The 17,931-nt window shown below is 73.9% G+C and carries 14 protein-coding genes and 1 pseudogene; 12 read left to right on the forward strand and 3 right to left on the reverse strand.

Annotated features, from left to right (window positions below; genetic code table 11):
• Positions 1 to 3 precede the first annotated feature (3 nt).
• The 6 genes from ACFWEJ_RS03190 to ACFWEJ_RS03215 are packed head-to-tail and all read left to right on the forward strand — an operon-like array spanning position 4 to position 6,456.
• Positions 4 to 948, forward strand: coding sequence for a carbohydrate ABC transporter permease (locus ACFWEJ_RS03190; protein WP_377227758.1), 945 nt, complete (start codon positions 4 to 6; stop codon positions 946 to 948).
• The gene (locus ACFWEJ_RS03195) at positions 945 to 1,763 is read left to right on the forward strand and encodes a carbohydrate ABC transporter permease (RefSeq protein ID WP_377227759.1); all 819 of its coding nucleotides are present in this window, start codon (positions 945 to 947) and stop codon (positions 1,761 to 1,763) included. The genes ACFWEJ_RS03190 and ACFWEJ_RS03195 overlap by 4 nt, the downstream gene beginning before the upstream one ends.
• The gene (locus ACFWEJ_RS03200; protein WP_377227760.1) at positions 1,760 to 3,268 is read left to right on the forward strand and encodes a mannitol dehydrogenase family protein; all 1,509 of its coding nucleotides are present in this window, start codon (positions 1,760 to 1,762) and stop codon (positions 3,266 to 3,268) included. Before ACFWEJ_RS03195 ends, ACFWEJ_RS03200 begins: the two co-directional genes overlap by 4 nt.
• A 40-nt stretch (positions 3,269 to 3,308) precedes the next feature.
• Positions 3,309 to 4,766: a serine hydrolase domain-containing protein gene (locus tag ACFWEJ_RS03205; RefSeq protein WP_377227761.1), complete on the forward strand. Its 1,458-nt coding sequence runs from the start codon at positions 3,309 to 3,311 to the stop codon at positions 4,764 to 4,766.
• Positions 4,763 to 5,803, forward strand: coding sequence for a sensor histidine kinase (locus ACFWEJ_RS03210; protein ID WP_377227762.1), 1,041 nt, complete (start codon positions 4,763 to 4,765; stop codon positions 5,801 to 5,803). Before ACFWEJ_RS03205 ends, ACFWEJ_RS03210 begins: the two co-directional genes overlap by 4 nt.
• A complete protein-coding gene (locus ACFWEJ_RS03215) occupies positions 5,800 to 6,456 on the forward strand; it encodes a response regulator (RefSeq protein ID WP_377227763.1) in 657 nt (218 codons plus the stop codon). Before ACFWEJ_RS03210 ends, ACFWEJ_RS03215 begins: the two co-directional genes overlap by 4 nt.
• Before the next feature lie 25 nt (positions 6,457 to 6,481).
• Here ACFWEJ_RS03215 and ACFWEJ_RS03220 read toward each other — a convergent pair whose 3' ends face one another.
• Positions 6,482 to 6,661, reverse strand: a complete 180-nt coding sequence (locus ACFWEJ_RS03220) for a CsbD family protein (protein ID WP_377227764.1) — start codon at positions 6,659 to 6,661, stop codon at positions 6,482 to 6,484.
• A gap of 185 nt (positions 6,662 to 6,846) precedes the next feature.
• Between ACFWEJ_RS03220 and ACFWEJ_RS03225 the strand changes: the two genes are divergently transcribed.
• Positions 6,847 to 7,266, forward strand: a complete 420-nt coding sequence (locus tag ACFWEJ_RS03225) for a DUF4383 domain-containing protein (protein ID WP_377227765.1) — start codon at positions 6,847 to 6,849, stop codon at positions 7,264 to 7,266.
• 106 nt (positions 7,267 to 7,372) lie between these two features.
• Positions 7,373 to 7,927, forward strand: coding sequence for a DUF2127 domain-containing protein (locus tag ACFWEJ_RS03230; protein ID WP_377227766.1), 555 nt, complete (start codon positions 7,373 to 7,375; stop codon positions 7,925 to 7,927).
• 3 nt (positions 7,928 to 7,930) lie between these two features.
• Here ACFWEJ_RS03230 and ACFWEJ_RS03235 read toward each other — a convergent pair whose 3' ends face one another.
• Positions 7,931 to 8,515, reverse strand: a complete 585-nt coding sequence (locus tag ACFWEJ_RS03235) for a TetR/AcrR family transcriptional regulator (RefSeq protein WP_377227767.1) — start codon at positions 8,513 to 8,515, stop codon at positions 7,931 to 7,933.
• 126 nt (positions 8,516 to 8,641) lie between these two features.
• Here ACFWEJ_RS03235 and ACFWEJ_RS03240 point away from each other — a divergent pair, with 126 nt between their 5' ends.
• From ACFWEJ_RS03240 to ACFWEJ_RS03250, 3 genes are all read left to right on the forward strand, one after another.
• On the forward strand, positions 8,642 to 10,489 hold the full coding sequence (locus ACFWEJ_RS03240) for a flavin-containing monooxygenase (RefSeq protein ID WP_377227768.1): 1,848 nt from the start codon (positions 8,642 to 8,644) through the stop codon (positions 10,487 to 10,489).
• Positions 10,490 to 10,531: 42 nt separating this feature from the next.
• Positions 10,532 to 13,402 carry a hypothetical protein gene (locus tag ACFWEJ_RS03245; RefSeq protein WP_377227769.1) on the forward strand — a complete coding sequence of 957 codons (2,871 nt, stop codon included), beginning with the start codon at positions 10,532 to 10,534 and terminating at the stop codon, positions 13,400 to 13,402.
• A gap of 63 nt (positions 13,403 to 13,465) precedes the next feature.
• The gene (locus ACFWEJ_RS03250; protein WP_377227770.1) at positions 13,466 to 16,312 is read left to right on the forward strand and encodes a cation-translocating P-type ATPase; all 2,847 of its coding nucleotides are present in this window, start codon (positions 13,466 to 13,468) and stop codon (positions 16,310 to 16,312) included.
• A 42-nt stretch (positions 16,313 to 16,354) separates the two neighbouring features.
• Here ACFWEJ_RS03250 and ACFWEJ_RS03255 read toward each other — a convergent pair whose 3' ends face one another.
• Positions 16,355 to 16,681 (reverse strand): hypothetical protein, encoded by a 327-nt coding sequence (locus ACFWEJ_RS03255; protein ID WP_377227771.1) that lies wholly within the window; start codon positions 16,679 to 16,681, stop codon positions 16,355 to 16,357.
• Between the two features lie 572 nt (positions 16,682 to 17,253).
• Here ACFWEJ_RS03255 and ACFWEJ_RS03260 point away from each other — a divergent pair.
• Positions 17,254 to 17,931, forward strand: a pseudogene (locus ACFWEJ_RS03260) (hypothetical protein); the annotation flags it as partial.

The raw sequence follows: 17,931 nt of genomic DNA on the forward strand, positions 1-17,931 counted from the left end.
CCCATGACCGTTCTGATGTCCGCCCCGACGCGCCGTCGGGCCCCGCGGGCGACGCCCACGGGGGAGCAGGGCCGCCGACGCCGGCTGGCCGTCTCGCGCGCCCTGCTCTGGCCCGCGCTGGCGACCTCGATCGTCCTGACCCAGATCCCGTTCGTGCTGACGATCTACTACTCGCTGCAGCGCTGGAACATGCTGCGGCCCGGCGACCGCGGGTTCACGGGCCTCGACAACTACGTGACCGTGCTGCGCGACGGCTCGTTCCTGTCGTCGCTCGGCGCGACCGTCGCCGTCACCGGCACCTCCGTGGTGGCCTCGACCCTGCTCGGCATGCTGTTCGCCGTGCTGCTGGACCGGAACTTCGTGGGACGCGGCGTGGCCCGCACCCTGATGATCACGCCGTTCCTCGTGATGCCCGCCGCCGCGGCCCTGGTGTGGAAGTGGTCCATCCTGGACGCCGCCACCGGCATGGCCAATTGGGGCCTCGGCCTGGTCGGCCTGCCGCCCGTGGCCTGGAACACCGAGCTGCCGATGCTCACGATCATCCTGGTGCTGACCTGGCAGTACACGCCGTTCGCCATGCTGATCCTGCTGGCCGGGCTCCAGGCGCAGGACCGCGACGTCCTGGAGGCCGCCGCCGTCGACGGCGCCGGGGCGCTGCGCACGTTCGGCTCGATCACGCTGCCGCACCTGCGCCAGTACGTCGAGATCGCGGTGCTGCTGGCCTCGATCATGCTGCTCCAGGTCTTCGACCCGATCGCGATCATGACCCGCGGCACGGGCGGCACCAAGACGCTGTCCTACCTGCTCTACGAGCGGGCGTTCGTCGGCCTGGAGGTCGGCGAGGCCGCCGCGTACGGCGTGATGACCGTGCTCGTCACGATCGTCGTCGCCTCCGTCGCGCTGCGCACCCTCTTCAAGGTCTTCTCCACGGAAGGGATCGACCGATGACCTCCTCGCGCCTTCGAGGGGCCCTGATCACCGCGGTCACCTGGGTGCTCGTGCTGATGTTCTTCTTCCCCGTGGCGTGGATGGTGTTCACGGCCTTCAAGCCCGAGCACCAGGCCGCCACCGTGCCGCCCACGTTCGCCCCCGACCTCACGCTCGACCAGTTCGACGCCGTCTTCGCGCGCGACATGCTGCCGTACCTGATCAACTCGCTCAGCGCGAGCGTCGGGTCCACGCTGCTGGTCCTCGTGCTGGCCGTCCCGGCCGCCTACGCGCTGAGCATCCGCCCGGTCGCCAACGTGCGCGACGCCCTGTTCTTCTTCATCTCCACCCGGTTCATGCCCGTGGCGGCCTCGATCATCCCGGTCTACCTGCTGCTCCAGTCTGTGGGCGGGCTCGACAACATCACCTGGCTGACCATCCTCTACGTGGGCGTCAACCTGCCCATCGCGGTGTGGATGATGCGGTCGTTCCTCGCCGAGGTGCCGCGCGAGGTCATCGAGGCCGCGCAGCTCGACGGCGCCCGGCTGGGCACCGAGATCTTCCGCGTGGTGCTGCCCATCGTGCTGCCCGGCGTCGCCGCCGCGGGCCTGATCTGCTTCATCTTCGCGTGGAACGAGTTCTTCCTCGCGAACCTCCTCACGGCCCAGGTGGCGCGCCCCACCCCGCCGTTCCTGACGAGCTTCGTGGACGGCCGCGGCCAGTTCCTCGCCGTCCTGTCCGCGGCGGCGACCGTCGCCATCGTGCCCGTGGTGCTGGCCGGCTGGGTCGCGCAGAAGCAGCTCGTCCGCGGCCTGGCGATGGGAGCGATCAAGTGACGCTGGACCTCGCCGTCCCGCTGCCCGACGCCGGACCCGGCGCCGCCGCGCCCGCCGTCAGCCTGCCGCCCTACGACCGCACCGGCGTCCGCGTCGGGATCGTGCACCTCGGCGTCGGTGGCTTCCACCGCGCGCACCAGGCGCTCGCGGTCGACGAGCTGCTGCGCCGCGGCGAGGCCCGCGACTGGGGCATCTGCGGCGTCGGCCTGCTGCCCGGCGACGCCGCGATGCGCGACGCGCTCCAGGCGCAGGACGGCCTGTACACGCTGGTGACCAAGCACCCGGACGGGCACCTTGACGCGCGGGTGGTCGGCAGCATCGTGGAGTACCTGTTCGCGCCGGACGACCCGGAGGCCGTGCTGGAGCGCATGGCCCACCCCGACACCCGCATCGTGTCGCTGACCATCACCGAGGGCGGCTACGGGTTCGACCAGGTCACGGGCGAGTTCGACACGACGGCGCCCGCCGTCGTCGCCGACGCCCGGCCAGGGGCCGTGCCGGCCACCGTGTTCGGCTACGTGGTGGAGGCCCTGGCCCGACGGCGGGCGCGCGGCCTGCCGCCGTTCACCGTGATGTCCTGCGACAACGTGCAGGGCAACGGCGAGAAGGCCCGGACCGTCTTCGCCGCCTTCGCGGCCCTGCGCGACCCGGACCTCGGCCGGTGGGTGCACGACGAGGTCGCGTTCCCCAGCTCGATGGTGGACCGCATCACGCCCGTGACCACGGACGCGGACCGGGCCCTGGTCGCCGAGCGGCTCGGCGTCGCGGACCGCTGGCCCGTGGTGGCCGAGCCGTTCTTCCAGTGGGTGCTGGAGGACGACTTCCCGCTGGGCCGGCCGCCGCTGGAGCACGCGGGCGTGCAGCTCGTGGCCGACGTCGAGCCGTACGAGCTGATGAAGCTCCGCCTGCTCAACGCGAGCCACCAGGCCATCGCCTACTTCGGGTGGCTCAGCGGCTACCGGTACGCGCACGAGGCGATGGCGGACCCCGCCCTGGCGCGGTTCGTGCGCGACTTCATGGACCGCGAGGCGACGCCGACACTGCGGCCGGTCCCCGGCGTCGACCTCGACGAGTACAAGACCTCGCTGGTGGAGCGGTTCGGCAACCCGGAGGTGCGGGACACGCTCGCCCGGCTGTGCGCCGAGACCTCCGACCGCATCCCGAAGTGGCTGGTGCCGATCGTGCGCGAGCAGCTCGGCACCGGCGGCGAGATCGTGCGGTCGGCGGCGATCGTCGCGAGCTGGGCCCGGTACGCCGAGGGGACCGACGAGCAGGGCGCGCCCATCGACGTCGTCGACCGGCTCGCGGACCGGCTCGTGCCGCTCGCCCGCTCGCAGCGGGGCGACGCCGTGGCGTTCCTGCGCAGCCCGGACCTGTTCGGGTCGCTCGTGACCGAGCCGCGCTTCGTCGCGGCCTACCTCGACGCGCTCGGCTCGCTGCACCAGGCGGGGGCGCGCGCGACGCTGGCGGCCCTGACTTTCGTCAGGGGTGGTCCGGACACCTGACAGATGTGCCCGGGGCCCGCCGCTCCCTAGCGTGCCGGACATGGAACGCACACCCCTGACCAGGCATCTCGCGGCGGCGCTGCTGACGCTGGGCATCGCGACGGCCGGCATCGCGCCGGCCACCGCGGCGCCGCCGCCCGCCGCGCCCACCCCCGAGGCGATCGACACCTACCTCGCCGACCTCACTGAGGCCTCGGGGGTGCCCGGCCTGTCCGCCGTGGTGACGCACGACGACCAGGTGGTCCATGCCGCCGGGTACGGGCACGACGCGAACGGGTCCCCGGTCACCGCCGACACGCCCATGCGGATCGCGTCGGTCACCAAGTCCTTCACCGCGACGGCCGTCGTGATCCTGGCCGAGGACGGGAAGATCGACCTCGACGGATCGGTCACAGACCAGCTCCCGGAGCTGCGGATGGCCGACCCGCGGGTCGACGACATCACCGTCCGCCAGCTCCTGGACCAGACCTCCGGGCTCGCCGACACCAGCGTCGACGTCGCCGACCTGGCCGAGGCGACGTCCCGCACCGACTACGTCGCCCGCCTGCACGACGACGCCCTCGCCGCGGACCCGGGCACCACCTACGCCTACTGCAACGTCAACTTCGACGTCGCCGCCCGCCTCGTGGAGGTGGCCTCCGGCCAGGACTTCGGCGACTTCCTGGCCGAGCGAGTGTTCGGGCCGCTCGGCATGACCGGCAGCGCCACCCGCGACGACGTCGTCCGGCCCGCCGACGGGTACAACTCCCTGTTCGGCTGGTGGGTCCCGCGCCCCGAGCCCCGGTGGTTCGACGACACCGGCAGCGCCGGCGTCATCACCAGCGCCGCAGACCTGGGACCTTGGCTGATCAGCCAGACGGGGCACGGCCGTCAGCTCGTCTCCGCCGCCGGCCTGGACGCGATGCACACGCCCTCCGACGTCGGCGACTACGGCCTCGGGTGGCACACCGAGGACGACGGGACCCGCTGGCACTCCGGCTTCGTCATGACGTACCGGGCCGTCGAGTGGATCGACCCGGCGACCGGGTACGGCGTCGCGGTGCTGACCAACGGCGCGGGGCTCACCGACGTCACGCAGACCGCGCTGGACGGGCTGGTCGCGCTGACCCGGGGCGAGGACCCCGAGCCCCCGGCCGGGTCCCGGACCCTCGACCTCGGGCTCGCGGCCCTGCTGATCGCCTCCGGCGCGCTCGGCGCCGTCGGTATACGACGCGCACCACGCTGGGCCGCGCGCCGCGCGGGCCGGGCCCGGTGGGTCACCGGGCTGCGGCTGGTCTGGCTCGCTCTCCCCGCCGTTGTCCTCGCGCTCCTGCCGGCGCTCGCGTCCTTCCTCACCGGCGGCCGCACCTTCCCGTGGCCCTCCCTGCTCTACTTCGGGCTGCCCGCGGTGCTGATGCTCCTGGTGGCGGCGCTGGCGGGGTTGGGCGTGCTCGGCGCCCGGCTCGGGGTACTGCTCCGGGGACTGCCCCGACTCCGCCCGGTAGGGTCGGCCGCGTGACCGACCACCGCCCCGACCGCCACGAGGTCGTCGGCGGCGTCGGCCTGGCCGCCCTCGCGGCGGTCGCGGTCCTGAACAGCATCGGGGCCGACGCGCTGCCGCTCTGGCGGCAGCTCGTCTTCCCCGCGCTCGCGCCGCTCGCCTACCTGCACGGCCGGCACCTGCGCGCCCGCGGTACCGCCTGGCTGCTGGCCGGCGCGGCGGTCCTGGCGGCGTCGCTCGCGGTCGTGGACGTCGGCACGGCCGCTACCGGGGCCATGCTCTTGGCCGTCTTCGTCGTGGCGCCGTGGCTGGCGGGTCGCAACCGACGCCAGCAGGCGGAGCTCGCCCGGCTCGCGGCCGAGCGGGTGGCCCGGCTCGAGCGCGAGCAGGAGCTCGTCGCGCGGAGCGCCCGGGCCGAGGAACGGGCCCGGATCGCGACCGAGCTGCACGACCTGGTGGGGCACGACCTCGCGCTCATCGCGGTACGAGCCGGGGCGCTGGAGGTGTCCGCGGGTCTGGCCCCCGCCGACCGGCAAGCAGACCGCGCGGCGGTCGCCGGGATCCGGGTCACCGCCATGGAGGCCACCGACCGCCTCCGCGGCGCGCTCGGCGCGCTCCGGGACGGGCCGGCCGGGGACGGGTCGCTCGCCCCGCCGCACGAGACGATCGCGGCGCTCGTCGCGCGGGCGGCGTCGGCCGGGCTGGACGTACGGCTGGACGACGCGCCGGACGCGGCGTCCGGCCTCACGGGGAGCGGCGCGGGGAGCCTGGCGGAGCAGGCCGCGCACCGCGTGGTGCAGGAGGCGCTCACCAATGCCGCCCGGCACGCGCCGGGCGCCGCGGTGACCGTGCGGGTCCGGCGGGACGAGGACGCGGTGCGGGTCGAGGTGACCGACGCCGGGGGACCGGCGGCGCCGGAGCCGGGGCAGGGCGGCAGCGGCCTGCTCGGCCTCGCCGAGCGGGTCCGGCTCCTGGGCGGGACGTTCGGCGCGGGGCCGGCGGGCGACGGCTTCGCCGTGCGCGCCCGCATCCCGGCCGCGCGGGAGGTCGCGTGATCAGGGTCCTGCTGGCCGACGACGACGCCATGCTCCGGGTGGGTGTCGCCGCCATCCTCGGCAGCGACCCCGGCATCGAGGTCGTCGCGGAGGCCGGGGACGGCGCGCAGGCGGTCGACCTCGCCCGGCGGCACCGGCCCGACGTCGTCCTGCTCGACGTCCGCATGCCGACCATGGACGGGCTCGAGGCGGCAGCCGAGCTGCGGCGCGCGGCCCCGGAGGTCGCGGTCGTCGTGCTGACCACGTTCGACGAGGACGACTACGTCGCCCGTGCGCTGGACGAGGGGGCCGCCGGGTTCCTGCTGAAGGCCGCCGACCCGCGCGAGCTGATCATCGCCGTGCGCGCGGTGGCCGGGGGAGCCGCGTACCTCTCGCCGCGCATCGCGCACCGGATGATCACGGGGTTCCGCACGGGGCTCCCCGCCCGGCGGCGAGCGGCGAGCGACCGGGTGGGCGTACTGACCCCGCGCGAGACGGAGGTGCTCGGCCTGGTCGGCCAGGGGCTGGCCAACCAGGCCGTCGCGGCCCGCCTGCACCTCTCCGAGGGCACCGTCAAGGCGCACGTCAGCACGATCCTGGCGCGGCTCGGTGTGCGCAACCGGGTGCAGGCGGCGATCCTCGCGTACGAGGCGGGGCTCGTCGAGCAGGCCTGAGGTCCTGCTCAGCCGCTGGCTCGGCTCAGTCGCTCTTCTTGAAGACGTCCTTGACGTTCTCGCCGGCCTTCTTGAGCGAGGCCTTGGCCTGGTCCGTCCGGCCCTCGGCCTCCAGCTCCTCGTCGTCGGTGGCCTTGCCCGTCGCCTCCTTGACCTTGCCGGTCACGTCCTCGGCAGTGTTCTTGAGCTTGTCGTCGATACCCATGACGTCCTCTCCTTCGTTCGGGGACTCCTGGACCTTCACCCTCACCTCGATTTTGCGCACTCGCCACGGCAACGCTTCCGCCCGTGCGCAGAAGTCGCCGTAAACCCACCCCATCCGGACCTGTCTCGGCTCCGAACCACCCGCGAGAACGTCGAACAGAACGGAGTAACGCCATGACGCAATCCATGTCATCGACACGCACTCGCGGGGTGTCCCAGTGGCTCGCCCTGACGATCGGCGTGGTCTACCTGCTGGTGGGAGCCGTGGGGTTCCTCGTGACGGGGTTCAGCGGGTTCGCCGAGCACGACCACAGCCAGACGCTGCTCGGGTTCGCCATCAACCCGCTGCACAACATCGTGCACCTCCTGATCGGGGTGGTCGGGATCAGCCTGTGGTCCACCATCGGCAAGGCGCGCACGTTCGGCTGGCTGCTCGTGGCCGGGTACGGTGCCGCGTTCGTGTACGGCCTGTTCGCGGTGGGCAACCCCGAGATCAACTTCCTCAACATCAACGCCGCGGACAACGGGCTGCACGCCCTGAGCGTCCTGGCCGGCCTGGCCATCGCGCTCTGGCCGCAGCGCAAGACCGAGGCCGCCGCCTACTAGGCGACGCCCTCGACCGCAGGGGGCTCCGGACGGGCCGGCACACGACTCACCTGTCGTGCGCCGGCCCGTTGGTCTTGCGCGCCCCCGGGTACCAGAGTGGTGAGCCATGGAACCCGTGCGGCGTCGTCTGCTGGTCGAGACGGCCTTCGTGCTGGGCGTGCTGGTCAAGGGCCTGGACGGCCTGGTGGAGCTGGCGGCCGGGACCGCGCTGCTGGTGCTGCACCAGGACCGGATCCTCGCGCTGACCCGGGCCGCCGTCGCGGAGGAGCTGCGGGAGGACCCGCACGACCTCGTGGCGCACGTGCTGCTGAACGAGGCGGCCGGGCTGGACCACGGCGCCGCCCTCGCGGGCGGCTTGTTCCTGCTGCTGCACGGCGTGGTCAAGGTGGTGATCGTCGCCGCGCTGCTGGCGGGGTCCCGCCGGGTGTACCCGTGGGCCGTGGGAGCGCTCAGCGTGCTCCTGGCCGTGCAGATCGTCCAGCTGGTGCTGAGTCCTGGCGTCGGCGTCGTGGCGCTGGTGCTGCTCGACGCCCTGATCCTGGCGCTGACCTGGCACGAGTGGCGCATCATCGGGCGGTCCTTCCACGACGCGTGGCGCAGCGTGGTGCACGGCTGGTTCCCGCGCGCGTCGCCGCCCGCCTCCCCGTCGACGGACGGGTGACCGTCACCCCGCCGTCGGCGGCTCCGTCGTGAACAGGCCCCGGTGCAGGATCGCCCGCGTCGTGCCCAGACGGGCCGGCGCCTGCGCGGCGCCGTCCATGGCCGCAGCAGCCGCGGCCTGCACCGCCATCACCATGGGCAGCGTGAGCAGCACGTCCCCGGTGCCGACGCCGGGGTGCACCCGGCCGCGGGACCGGGCCCGGTCCAGCAGCGGGTCCAGCGCGGCCGCCGTCCGGGCGGCCAGGTCGGCGGTGCCGGGCATCCGGCCGTCCGCGACGACGCGCGCGAGCCACGGGGACTCGAACTGCACGTCGAGCAGGAAGTGGAAGAGCCGCTCGGCGCCGTCGTCGGCGTCGGCCAGGGCGGCCGCCCTGGCCTCGATGTCGGTGACGTTGTGCTCCAGCACCGCCGAGGCGAGTGCCTTCCGGTTCTCGAAGTGGCGGTGCAGCGTGGTGCGGCTGACGCCGGCCTCGGCCGCGATCTCCTCCAGCGGCACGTCCGGGCCGCGCTCGGCGAACACCCGGCGGGCCGCCGCCACGAGCAGGTCGCGGTTGCGCGCGGCGTCGCGACGCGTGGGTTCTACCGCCATGGGCCGAGGGTAACGGCCCGGTCCGTGCGGGATGCCACAGGAGGAGGGGTTGAAAACGTACATGGATGTACGTTTTCATGTGGTCGGCGGGGGACACCCGCCGAACCGCTGACGAGAGGCCCTGCCTTGTCCGATCTGACCAGCACCGATACCAGCGAAGCCACGACCGATGCCGCCACTGCCGCCCTCGGGTTCGACCCGGACGCCCTGCGGGAGAAGTACCGCCACGAGCGGGACCGGCGCGTCCGGCCGGACGGCGCGGCGCAGTACCGGCGCGCCGCGGGGGAGTTCGGCTACTACGCCAAGGACCCGTACACCGAGCGGGTCGAGCGGGAGCCGCTGACCGACCGGGTCGAGGTGCTGGTGGTGGGCGGCGGGTTCGGCGGCCTGCTCACCGGCGCCCGGCTGCGTGAGGCCGGCGTCGAGTCGCTGCGGATGATGGACGAGGCGGGCGACTTCGGCGGCACCTGGTACTGGAACCGCTACCCGGGCATCCACTGCGACATCGAGTCGTACGTGTACCTGCCGCTGCTGGAGGAGACGGGGTACGTGCCGAGGTGGCGGTACGCGCCCGGTGAGGAGATCCGGCAGCACGCCGTGCGGATCGCCGAGCACTACGGGCTGTACCGGGACGCCGCCTTCCACACGCGCGTCACGGAGCTGCGCTGGGACGACGACGCCGACGAGTGGCTGGTGCGCACCGACCGCGGTGACGCCTTCCGGGCCGGGCACGTCGTCGTCTCCTCCGGGACGCTCTCGCAGGCCAAGCTGCCCGGCATCCCGGGCATCGAGGACTTCCGCGGCCACACGTTCCACACCAGCCGCTGGGACTACGGGTACACGGGCGGCACGGCGGACGGCGGCCTGACCGGCCTCGCCGACAAGCGCGTCGCCGTGATCGGCACCGGGGCCACGGGGCTGCAGGCCATCCCGCACGTCGCCCGGGACGCGGCGCACCTGTACGTGCTGCAGCGGACGCCGTCGTCGGTGGATGTACGCGACAACCGGCCCACCGACCCGGAGTGGGCGGCCGGCCTCAAGCCGGGCTGGCAGCGCGAGCGGATGGAGAACTTCCTGGCAATCCTGGCGGGGGAGGACGTCGCGGAGGACCTGACGGGGGACGGCTGGACCGGCACCGCGCGGCTGCAGCGCCAGATGATCACGGGCGCCGTCGACACGACCCTGGACCCGGCCGAGCGCGAGCGGCTCGACGAGCTGGCCGACTTCGTCAAGATGAACCAGATCCGGGCGCGGGTCGACGAGGTGGTCACCGACCCGGCCACCGCCGAGGCGCTCAAGCCCTGGTACCGGTACATGTGCAAGCGGCCGGGCTTCAGCGACCAGTACCTGCAGTCGTTCAACCGGCCGAACGTGACGCTCGTGGACACCGCGGACCACGGCGGCGTGACCCGGATGACCGAGACCGGAGTGGTGGTGGGCGACGACGAGTACGAGGTGGACTGCGTCATCTTCGCCACCGGCTTCGAGGTCGGCGTCTCTGGCGTGGTCTCGGGCACGCTGCCGGTCCACGGTCGCGGCGGCGCCCCGCTGCTGGGCGCCTGGGCGCGCGGCCCGCGCACGCTGCACGGCTTCTACACCCACGGGTTCCCCAACCTGTTCCACCTGGGCGCGGCGCAGAACGCCAACTCGGTGAACTTCGTGCACATCCTGCAGGAGCAGGCCGGGCACATCGCCGCCGTCGTCGCCCGCGCCGCCAAGACCGGGGCGCGGTACGTCGAACCCACGGAAGCGGCGCAGGACGCCTGGGCCGCCACCATCGCCCAGGCGGGCGAGGGGCAGGACAACTCGGCGTTCCTCGCCGAGTGCACGCCCGGGTACTACAACGGCGAGGGCACGCGGAAGGGCGGCGCGCCGACGTCGTACAGCCCGGGGCCGGTCGCCTTCCACCGGGTGCTGGCGCAGTGGCGCGAGGGGGACATGGGCGAGGTGCTGGTCCCGGCGGACCCGCGGTGAGTCGCCGGGCGCGTCAATGGGGCATATCCGTATATTGGGGGCGTGCCTGACGCCGGCTACGACGCGTTCGTCTCCTACAGCCATGACGCGGACGGCGCGGTCGGGCCGGCCTTGCGGGACGGGCTGCACCTGTTCGCGCGGCCGTGGAACCGGCTGCGGGCGCTGCGCGTGTTCTGCGACCGGCGGGCGCTGGACCCGGCCGACGGCCTGTGGAGCACGATCCGGCAGGCGCTGGACACGTCGCGGTTCCTGATCCTCGTGGCGTCGCCCGGGGCGGCCGCGTCCTGGTGGGTCGGGCGCGAGATCGAGCACTGGCGCACCGGGCCGCGGCGTCCGGTCCTCATCGTGCGCACCGGCGGCGAGATCGTCTGGGACGACGCCGCGGGCGACTTCGACTGGGACCGGACTACCGCGCTGCCCCGGGCGCTGCGCGGCTGGTTCGCCGAGGAGCCGCAGTGGGTCGACCTGGAGGTGCCGCCCGGGCGGCTGAGCCTGCGCGACTCGGTCTTCCTGGACGCGGTCGCCACGCTCGCGGCCCCGCTGCACGGCCGGGCCAAGGACGACCTGCTGGGCGAGGACGTGGCCCAGCACCGCAGGGCCCAGGGCTTCCGCAGGGCCATGTGGGCGGGGCTGTCCGTGGTCGCGCTGCTCGCCGTGCTGGCCGCGGCCTGGGCGGCCACGGAACGGACGAGCGCCCTGGAGCAGCGCGACAAGGCCCTCGCCGGGTCCCTCGTCGCCGAGGCGAGCGCCGTGCGGGACACCCAGCCCGGCCTGGCCCGCCAGCTCCTCGCCGCGGCCTACCGGCTCGCCCCCACGCCGCAGGCGCGGTCCGCGGTGGTCTCCGGCGACGAGATCCCCCGGGAGCTCACCACCCAGGCCAGCGCCCTCGCGTACTCCGACGACGGTTCGCTGCTCGTCGTCGCCCGCTCTGGGCAGACCGAGACGCCGCTGTACCCGGAGATCGTCGCGCACGTGTGGCTGTACGACGCGCAGAGCCTGGAGGTCCTGTCGGACTGGTCGATGGAGAGCCGCGACGGCATCCCGGCCGCGCGCTTCGTGACGCCCGGGCTGCTGGTCCTGGGGCACGGGGACGAGATCGTGGTGACCGACGTGACCGACCCGCGCGCGCCGGCCGAGCGGGCCCGGCTCGCTGCGCCGTCGCGCGGCGACGCGTTCGACGTCGCCCCGGACGGCCGCACGCTGGCCGCCGCGTTCGACGACGGGACGGTGCGGCTGTGGGAGTTCGGCGGGGCGGACGGGGCGAACGGGACGGGCGGGGCGGGCGGGGCCGACGCTGGCATTCCGGCCGGTCCCGTGGCCACCTGGCGGCCGTGCACCGCCGAGGAGGGGGCGCACCAGGTCGGCTTCGCCGGCTCGGGCGACCTGCTCGCGGTCGGGTGCAGCCTCGGCCCGGACGCCACGGCGGCCGTCTGGGACGTCACCGACCCCGCGGCGGTCGAGCGGGCGGGGGAGCCGGTCGCCCAGGTGCGCACGTTCGACGTCGCCCCGGACGGCCGGCACCTGGTCGCCGAGACGGACGGCACGCTGGTGCGCTGGGAGATCGCGCCGTCCGGCGACCTGCGCGACCCCACCCCGCTGCCGCTCCCGCTGGACTACGAGGGCTACGTCTCGGTCCTCGCGTACGGCGACCACGGGCGGGTCGCCGTCGTCGGGGAGGGCGGGTACGCCCGGGTGTGGGACGTCGCGGACGAGCCCGCGCTGCTCGTGGAGCTCCGCCTGCCGGCCTGGGACGCCATGAACGCGAAGGCCGTCGCCCTCGCGCCCGGGGCGGGCGCGCTGGCGGTCGCGACGCCGGGGTCGGACGCCGGGGCGGACGTCGCCGCCGAGGACGGGACGGTCCGCCTCTGGAACCTGGCCGACCCGCTGGAGCAGCGCGCCCGGGCGTCGGTCCCGGCCGCCCGCGCGGACCTCGACGTCAGCGCGGACGGCCGCACCCTGGCCGGCCTGGTCGACGGGGATCTCTATGTCGCCGACCTGACCGACCCGCTGCGCCCGGAACCCCTCGCCCGCATACCCGTGGACATCGCCGCCGGACCCGACGCCGACACCTTCTTCGGCGACGTCCTGGCTCGGCTCGGCCCGGACGGGAACACCCTGGTGATCGCGAGCGAGGGCGCGCTCGACGTCTTCGACCTCACCGACCGCGCACACTCCCGGCACGTCGCCACGTGGCCGTCCGGCGTCCCCACGGACCTGGCCTTCCGGTCCGACGGCGACCTGCTCGCCGTCGCGCGGTTCGACGGCCCGGTCGCCCTCTACGACCTCACCGCCCCGGACAGCCCCCAGCCCGTCGCCGAGGTGCCGACGGCCGGGTCGTCGCTCGTGTTCCTGCCCGGCCGGCCGGTCCTGGCCGTCGCGGGCACGCTCTCGTCGACCATCGAGCTCTGGGACCTGACCGCGTACGGGACGCCGGTGCAGGTCGCCGTCGACCAGAGCCACACCTACCAGGTCGCCGGGCTCGCCGTGACCGGCGACGGCCTGCTGGCCAGCGTCGCCCGGGACAGCAGCGTGCGCACCTGGCGGGTGGTCGGCGACCAGTTCCTGGCCCGGTCCACGATCACCGACTCGGGCGACGTCAACGACCTGGCCGTCAGCGCGGGCGGCGGGCGGCTGGCCACGCTCGGCCGCGACCGGACCCTGCGCGTCTACCGGCTGGCGGACGACGCCCCGACCCTCGACCTCAGCATCCCCGTCGGGGACACGACCCAGGACCTGGTCGGGTTCGTGGGCGAGGACGTGCTCGCCGTGCGGACCGACCACGGCGCCGTCGACCTCTGGGGCCTCGACGCCGACGCGGCCCTGGAGCGCCTCTGCTCCGGGACCGGGCACCCGATCACCCGGCAGCAGTGGGCGCGGGTGCTGCCCGACCTCGCGTACGAGCCGCCGTGCTGATCGGTCCTGCTGATCGGCCCTGCTGAGCCGCGCGCACGCGGCGCCGTCGAGGCATGATCGACTGTGGCCACCTCGCAGCAGCGCGTCCCGCCGCCGTCCGTCCCGATGCCCGCCCCGGACCCGTCGGTCCGGGAGGCCCACGACGTCGCCGTCGACCTCGGCGTCGACCCCGCCACCGGGCTGACCGCGGCCGAGGCCGCCCGCCGCCTGGCCGCCGACGGCCCCAACGAGCTGCGCTCGCGGCCGCCCGTGCCGCTGTGGCGCAAGGTGCTGGACCAGTTCCAGGACCCGCTCGTGGCGCTGCTGCTCGTCGCGGTGGCCATCTCGCTCGCCGTCTGGTGGGTCGAGGACGCGCACGGCGTGCCCGTCGACGCCGTCGTCATCGCCGCCATCGTGGTGCTCAACGCGGTGCTCGGCCTGGTCCAGGAGAGCAAGGCGGAAAACGCCGTCGCGGCCCTGCGGACCATGACCGAGGCGATGTCCACGGTGCTGCGCGACGGGCGCCGGGTCACCGTGCGGTCGGCCGAGCTGGTGCGCGGTGACGTGCTCGTCCTGGCCGAGGGGGACGCCGTCGGCGCGGACGCCCGCCTGCTGAGCGCGACCGCCCTGCGCGTCCAGGAGTCCTCCCTGACGGGCGAGAGCGAGGCGGTGCTCAAGGACGCCGCGGCGCTCGCGGCCCCGGCGCCGCTGGGCGACCGGTTCGACATGGTCTACAAGGGCACGGCCGTGGCCCAGGGCGTGGGGCGCGCCGTCGTGGTGGCCACCGGCATGAGCACCCAGATGGGCGACATCGCCCGGCTGCTCGACTCGACCGAGGAGGAGGTCACCCCGCTGCAGCGGGAGATCGCGCACGTCAGCCGGGTGCTCGGGCTCACGGTGATCGGCATCGCCGTGGTCGTGATGGTCCTGGCGGCCGTCGTCAACGAGGTGCGCACCCCGGCCGACCTCGTGACCGTGCTGCTGCTCGGCGTCTCGCTCGCCGTGGCCGCCGTGCCCGAGGGCCTGCCCGCGATCCTGTCGGTGGTCCTCGCCGTCGGCGTGCAGGCCATGGCGCGACGCAACGCCGTCGTCAAGAAGCTGCACTCCGCCGAGACGCTCGGCTCGGCGTCCGTCATCGCGTCGGACAAGACCGGCACCCTGACCAAGAACGAGATGACCATCCAGCGGGTGGTCACGGCGTCGGGCGAGGTCACGCTGACCGGCGTCGGCTACCGGCCGGAGGGGGAGGCGAGCGTGCCCGACGGCGACGGCGGGGCCCTGCCCCTGACCGACGAGCGGCTCACTCGCGAGGCCGTCATGGTGCTCGGCGGCGGCTCCCTGGCCAACGACGCGCAGCTCCTCGAGTCCGACGGCGAGTGGACCGTCCAGGGCGACCCCACCGAGGCCGCCTTCCTCGTGGCCGCGCACAAGCTCGCCGGCACCGTGGACCGTGTCGCCGGGTTCGAGCGGCGCGGCGAGGTGCCGTTCACCTCCGAGCGCAAGCTCATGTCCGCGCTCGTGGACCCGCCCGGCGACGGCGCGTGGGCGCTCGTCACCAAGGGCGCGCCCGACGTGCTCCTGCCGCGCTGCACCGACATCCAGGTCGGCGACGAGACGGTCCTGCTCGACGACGACCGGCGGGCCCAGGCGCTCGCCGACGTCGAGCGCCTCTCCCGGCAGGCGTACCGCACGCTCGGCGTCGCCTACCGGCGGGTCCCCGAGGACACGGGGCCCGAGGGGCTGGAGGAGCACGAGTCCGACCTGGTCTACCTGGGCGTGGTCGGCATCATCGACCCGCCCCGGCCCGAGGTCGCCGCCGCGGTGGCCGAGGCCCGCCGGGCCGGCGTCCGCGTCATGATGATCACCGGCGACCACCCGGTCACGGCCACCCGGATCGCGAGCGACCTGGGCATCGTGGAGCCCGGCGCCCGCGCCGTCACCGGCACCGAGCTGGACGCCCTGGACGCCGCCGGGCTGCGCGAGACCACCCGCGGCGTCTCGGTCTACGCGCGCGTGGCCCCGCAGAACAAGCTGCAGATCGTGGACGCGCTCCAGGCCGACGGGCACGTGGTGGCCATGACCGGCGACGGCGTGAACGACGCCCCGGCGCTGAAGACCGCCGACATCGGCGTGGCCATGGGCATCACGGGGACGGAGGTGACCAAGGAGTCGGCCAAGATGATCCTCGGCGACGACAACTTCGCCACGATCGTCGCGGCCGTGCGCCAGGGCCGGATCATCTTCGACAACATCAAGAAGTTCCTGCGCTACCTGCTCTCCTCGAACATGGGCGAGGTGTGCACCGTGCTGCTCGGCGTGGTGCTGGCCGGGGTGGTCGGCCTGGAGGGGGCCGCCGGGGGCGAGGCCGTCGTCGTGCCGCTGCTGGCCACCCAGATCCTGTGGATCAACCTCGTCACCGACTCCGGGCCGGCGCTCGCCATGGGTGTGGACCCGGAGACCGACGACGTGATGGCCCGGCCGCCGCGCGGTCCGAACGAGCGGATCATCGACGCCCGCATGTGGACCGGCGTGCTGAGCATCGGGCTCGTCATGGGCGTGGCCACCCTGCTGACCATCGACATCTTCCTGCCCGGCGGCCTGGTCGAGGGGCGCGACGACCTCACGGTGGCCCGCACCGCCGGGTTCACCACCCTCGTCCTGGCCCAGCTCTTCAACGTGCTCAACTCTCGCTCCGAGACGACGAGTGCCTTCCACCGGATGTTCGTGAACCGCTGGCTCTGGGGCGCGATCGTGCTCGGGGTGCTGCTCCAGGTGGCCGTCGTGGAAGTGCCGTTCCTCCAGGTGGCGTTCGGCACCGCCGGACTGGACCTGGGGCACTGGGCGGTGGCGGTGGGGATGGCGTCGTCGGTGCTGTGGTTCGACGAGCTGCGGAAGCTGGTGTGGCGGTGGCGGCATCCCGCCGGGGGGTGAGGTGGGGTCACGGGGTGGGCTGTGATCACGGGTGGGCCGTGGTCACGGGGTGACGGGGGAGCCGGGTGCGTCGGTGTACTCCACCGGCTTACCGGTCTGGTGCGCGTAGCGGATCTCGCGGCGCGTGGACTCCCCGACGTACCCGCCCGGGTTGACCACGAGGACGCGGTCGGCGAGGTCGATCTTCGCGAGGTGCAGTGCGCCGAGCGCCGTCTTTTGTTCGTCGGTGATCTGGTCGCCGGGGTGCCCGAACTCAGCGGGTGCGACGACGATCGTCCCGGCGAGGGTGAGGTCGCGGTTCACCGCGCTGAACTCCTGGGCGAACCGGGTCGAACCGCACAGGCACACGATCTGCGGGCGGGCTTCCATGGGGCCTCCTGGGGACTGCGCACGGTGAGCGCGGGTGAGGGTGTTCGCCGGCTGGTGACGTGACGGTGATGGTGATGCAACCACAAGGGGCTTCGACATGTCGGGCCCTGTGGGCAGTACGACATCGTGCCGCCGTGCGTCCCTGCCGCAGCCGTGGCGTCCTCCTGGGCCTGGACAGCTTCGCTGCGATCGATCTGTCCCACCGCGGCGAGATGACGAACGTGCTGACCTGGTCTCGTCGAGCGGTGGTTGGCCGCCCGTCGAGACGTGGTCGGCCGGCAGCAGCGCGGGCTCGTCGCTGCGGGGGCATGGTCGTGACGACGTCGGGCTGATCGACCGGCCCTGGGTTACGCGGCGAGCAGAACAACGAGCGGGTGTCAGTGGCTCGGCATAGAGTCGTACAAGCGTTGGGTTGAATAGTAATGATGGTGGCGTTTGTTGTGGGAGGGGGTGACGGTATGGATCAGGAGTCGGTCGACGTCGGGGAGCGGGCACGTGGGACTGCGGTCGCTCGCCGGCCCGGTGAGAAGGGTGCGCGGAGCTGCCCTGCGGCGTGGCAGGTCGATGGCGTCGTGACCACGGTGCCCGTGATGCACGCGGACGATCCTGCGGACGGCAAGATGCCGGACGACGCCTGGCTCGCAGCATTGTTCGCCGAGGGTGACGCCCTGTTCGGCGAACGCGAACCTCGGTTCGCTCCGGACGTCCCTGGGGGTCCGGACTGGTTCGACATGGCGCCCGACGAGGCGTTGTCTCACGGCCCCGTGGCGCTGTGGCCGGTCGAGGTGCTGCGGCAGGCGCTGGCCCGCGAGCCGGGCGCCGAACTGGCGAGGGTCGTCGCGGAGTGCACGGGGCTGGATGCCGCGACGCGCAGCACCGCGGGTGTCGCGTCACGCGGCGTTGCGGGTGTTGCGTCGCGCAGTACCGCGGGTGTCGGGTCGCGCGGCACCGCGGGTGTCGGGTCGCGCGGCGTTGCGGGTGTTGCGTCGCGCAGTACCGCGGGTGTTGCATCGCGCGGCGCCGCGGACGCCGCGCGTGCTGCCGGGCCGGCTGCCGTGGCTGCCGACGGACACGTTGTCGCTGAGGCGGGGTCGGCCCCGTTCGCCGCGTTGTCCGACGATCTGTTGGGGCAACTGGCCGGTGCGTGCGCCCGGCTGCAGTCGTGGGCGGCGGGTGTGCAGGCGCTGGTCGTGGGGGAGAGGGCTGCGCGGGAGGCGAGTCCGTTGGCGCACAACTCGCTGGTCGGGCAG

Origin of the sequence: Promicromonospora sp. NPDC060204 (genome assembly GCF_042728455.1) — a bacterium.
Classification (GTDB): Bacteria; Actinomycetota; Actinomycetes; order Actinomycetales; family Cellulomonadaceae; genus Promicromonospora.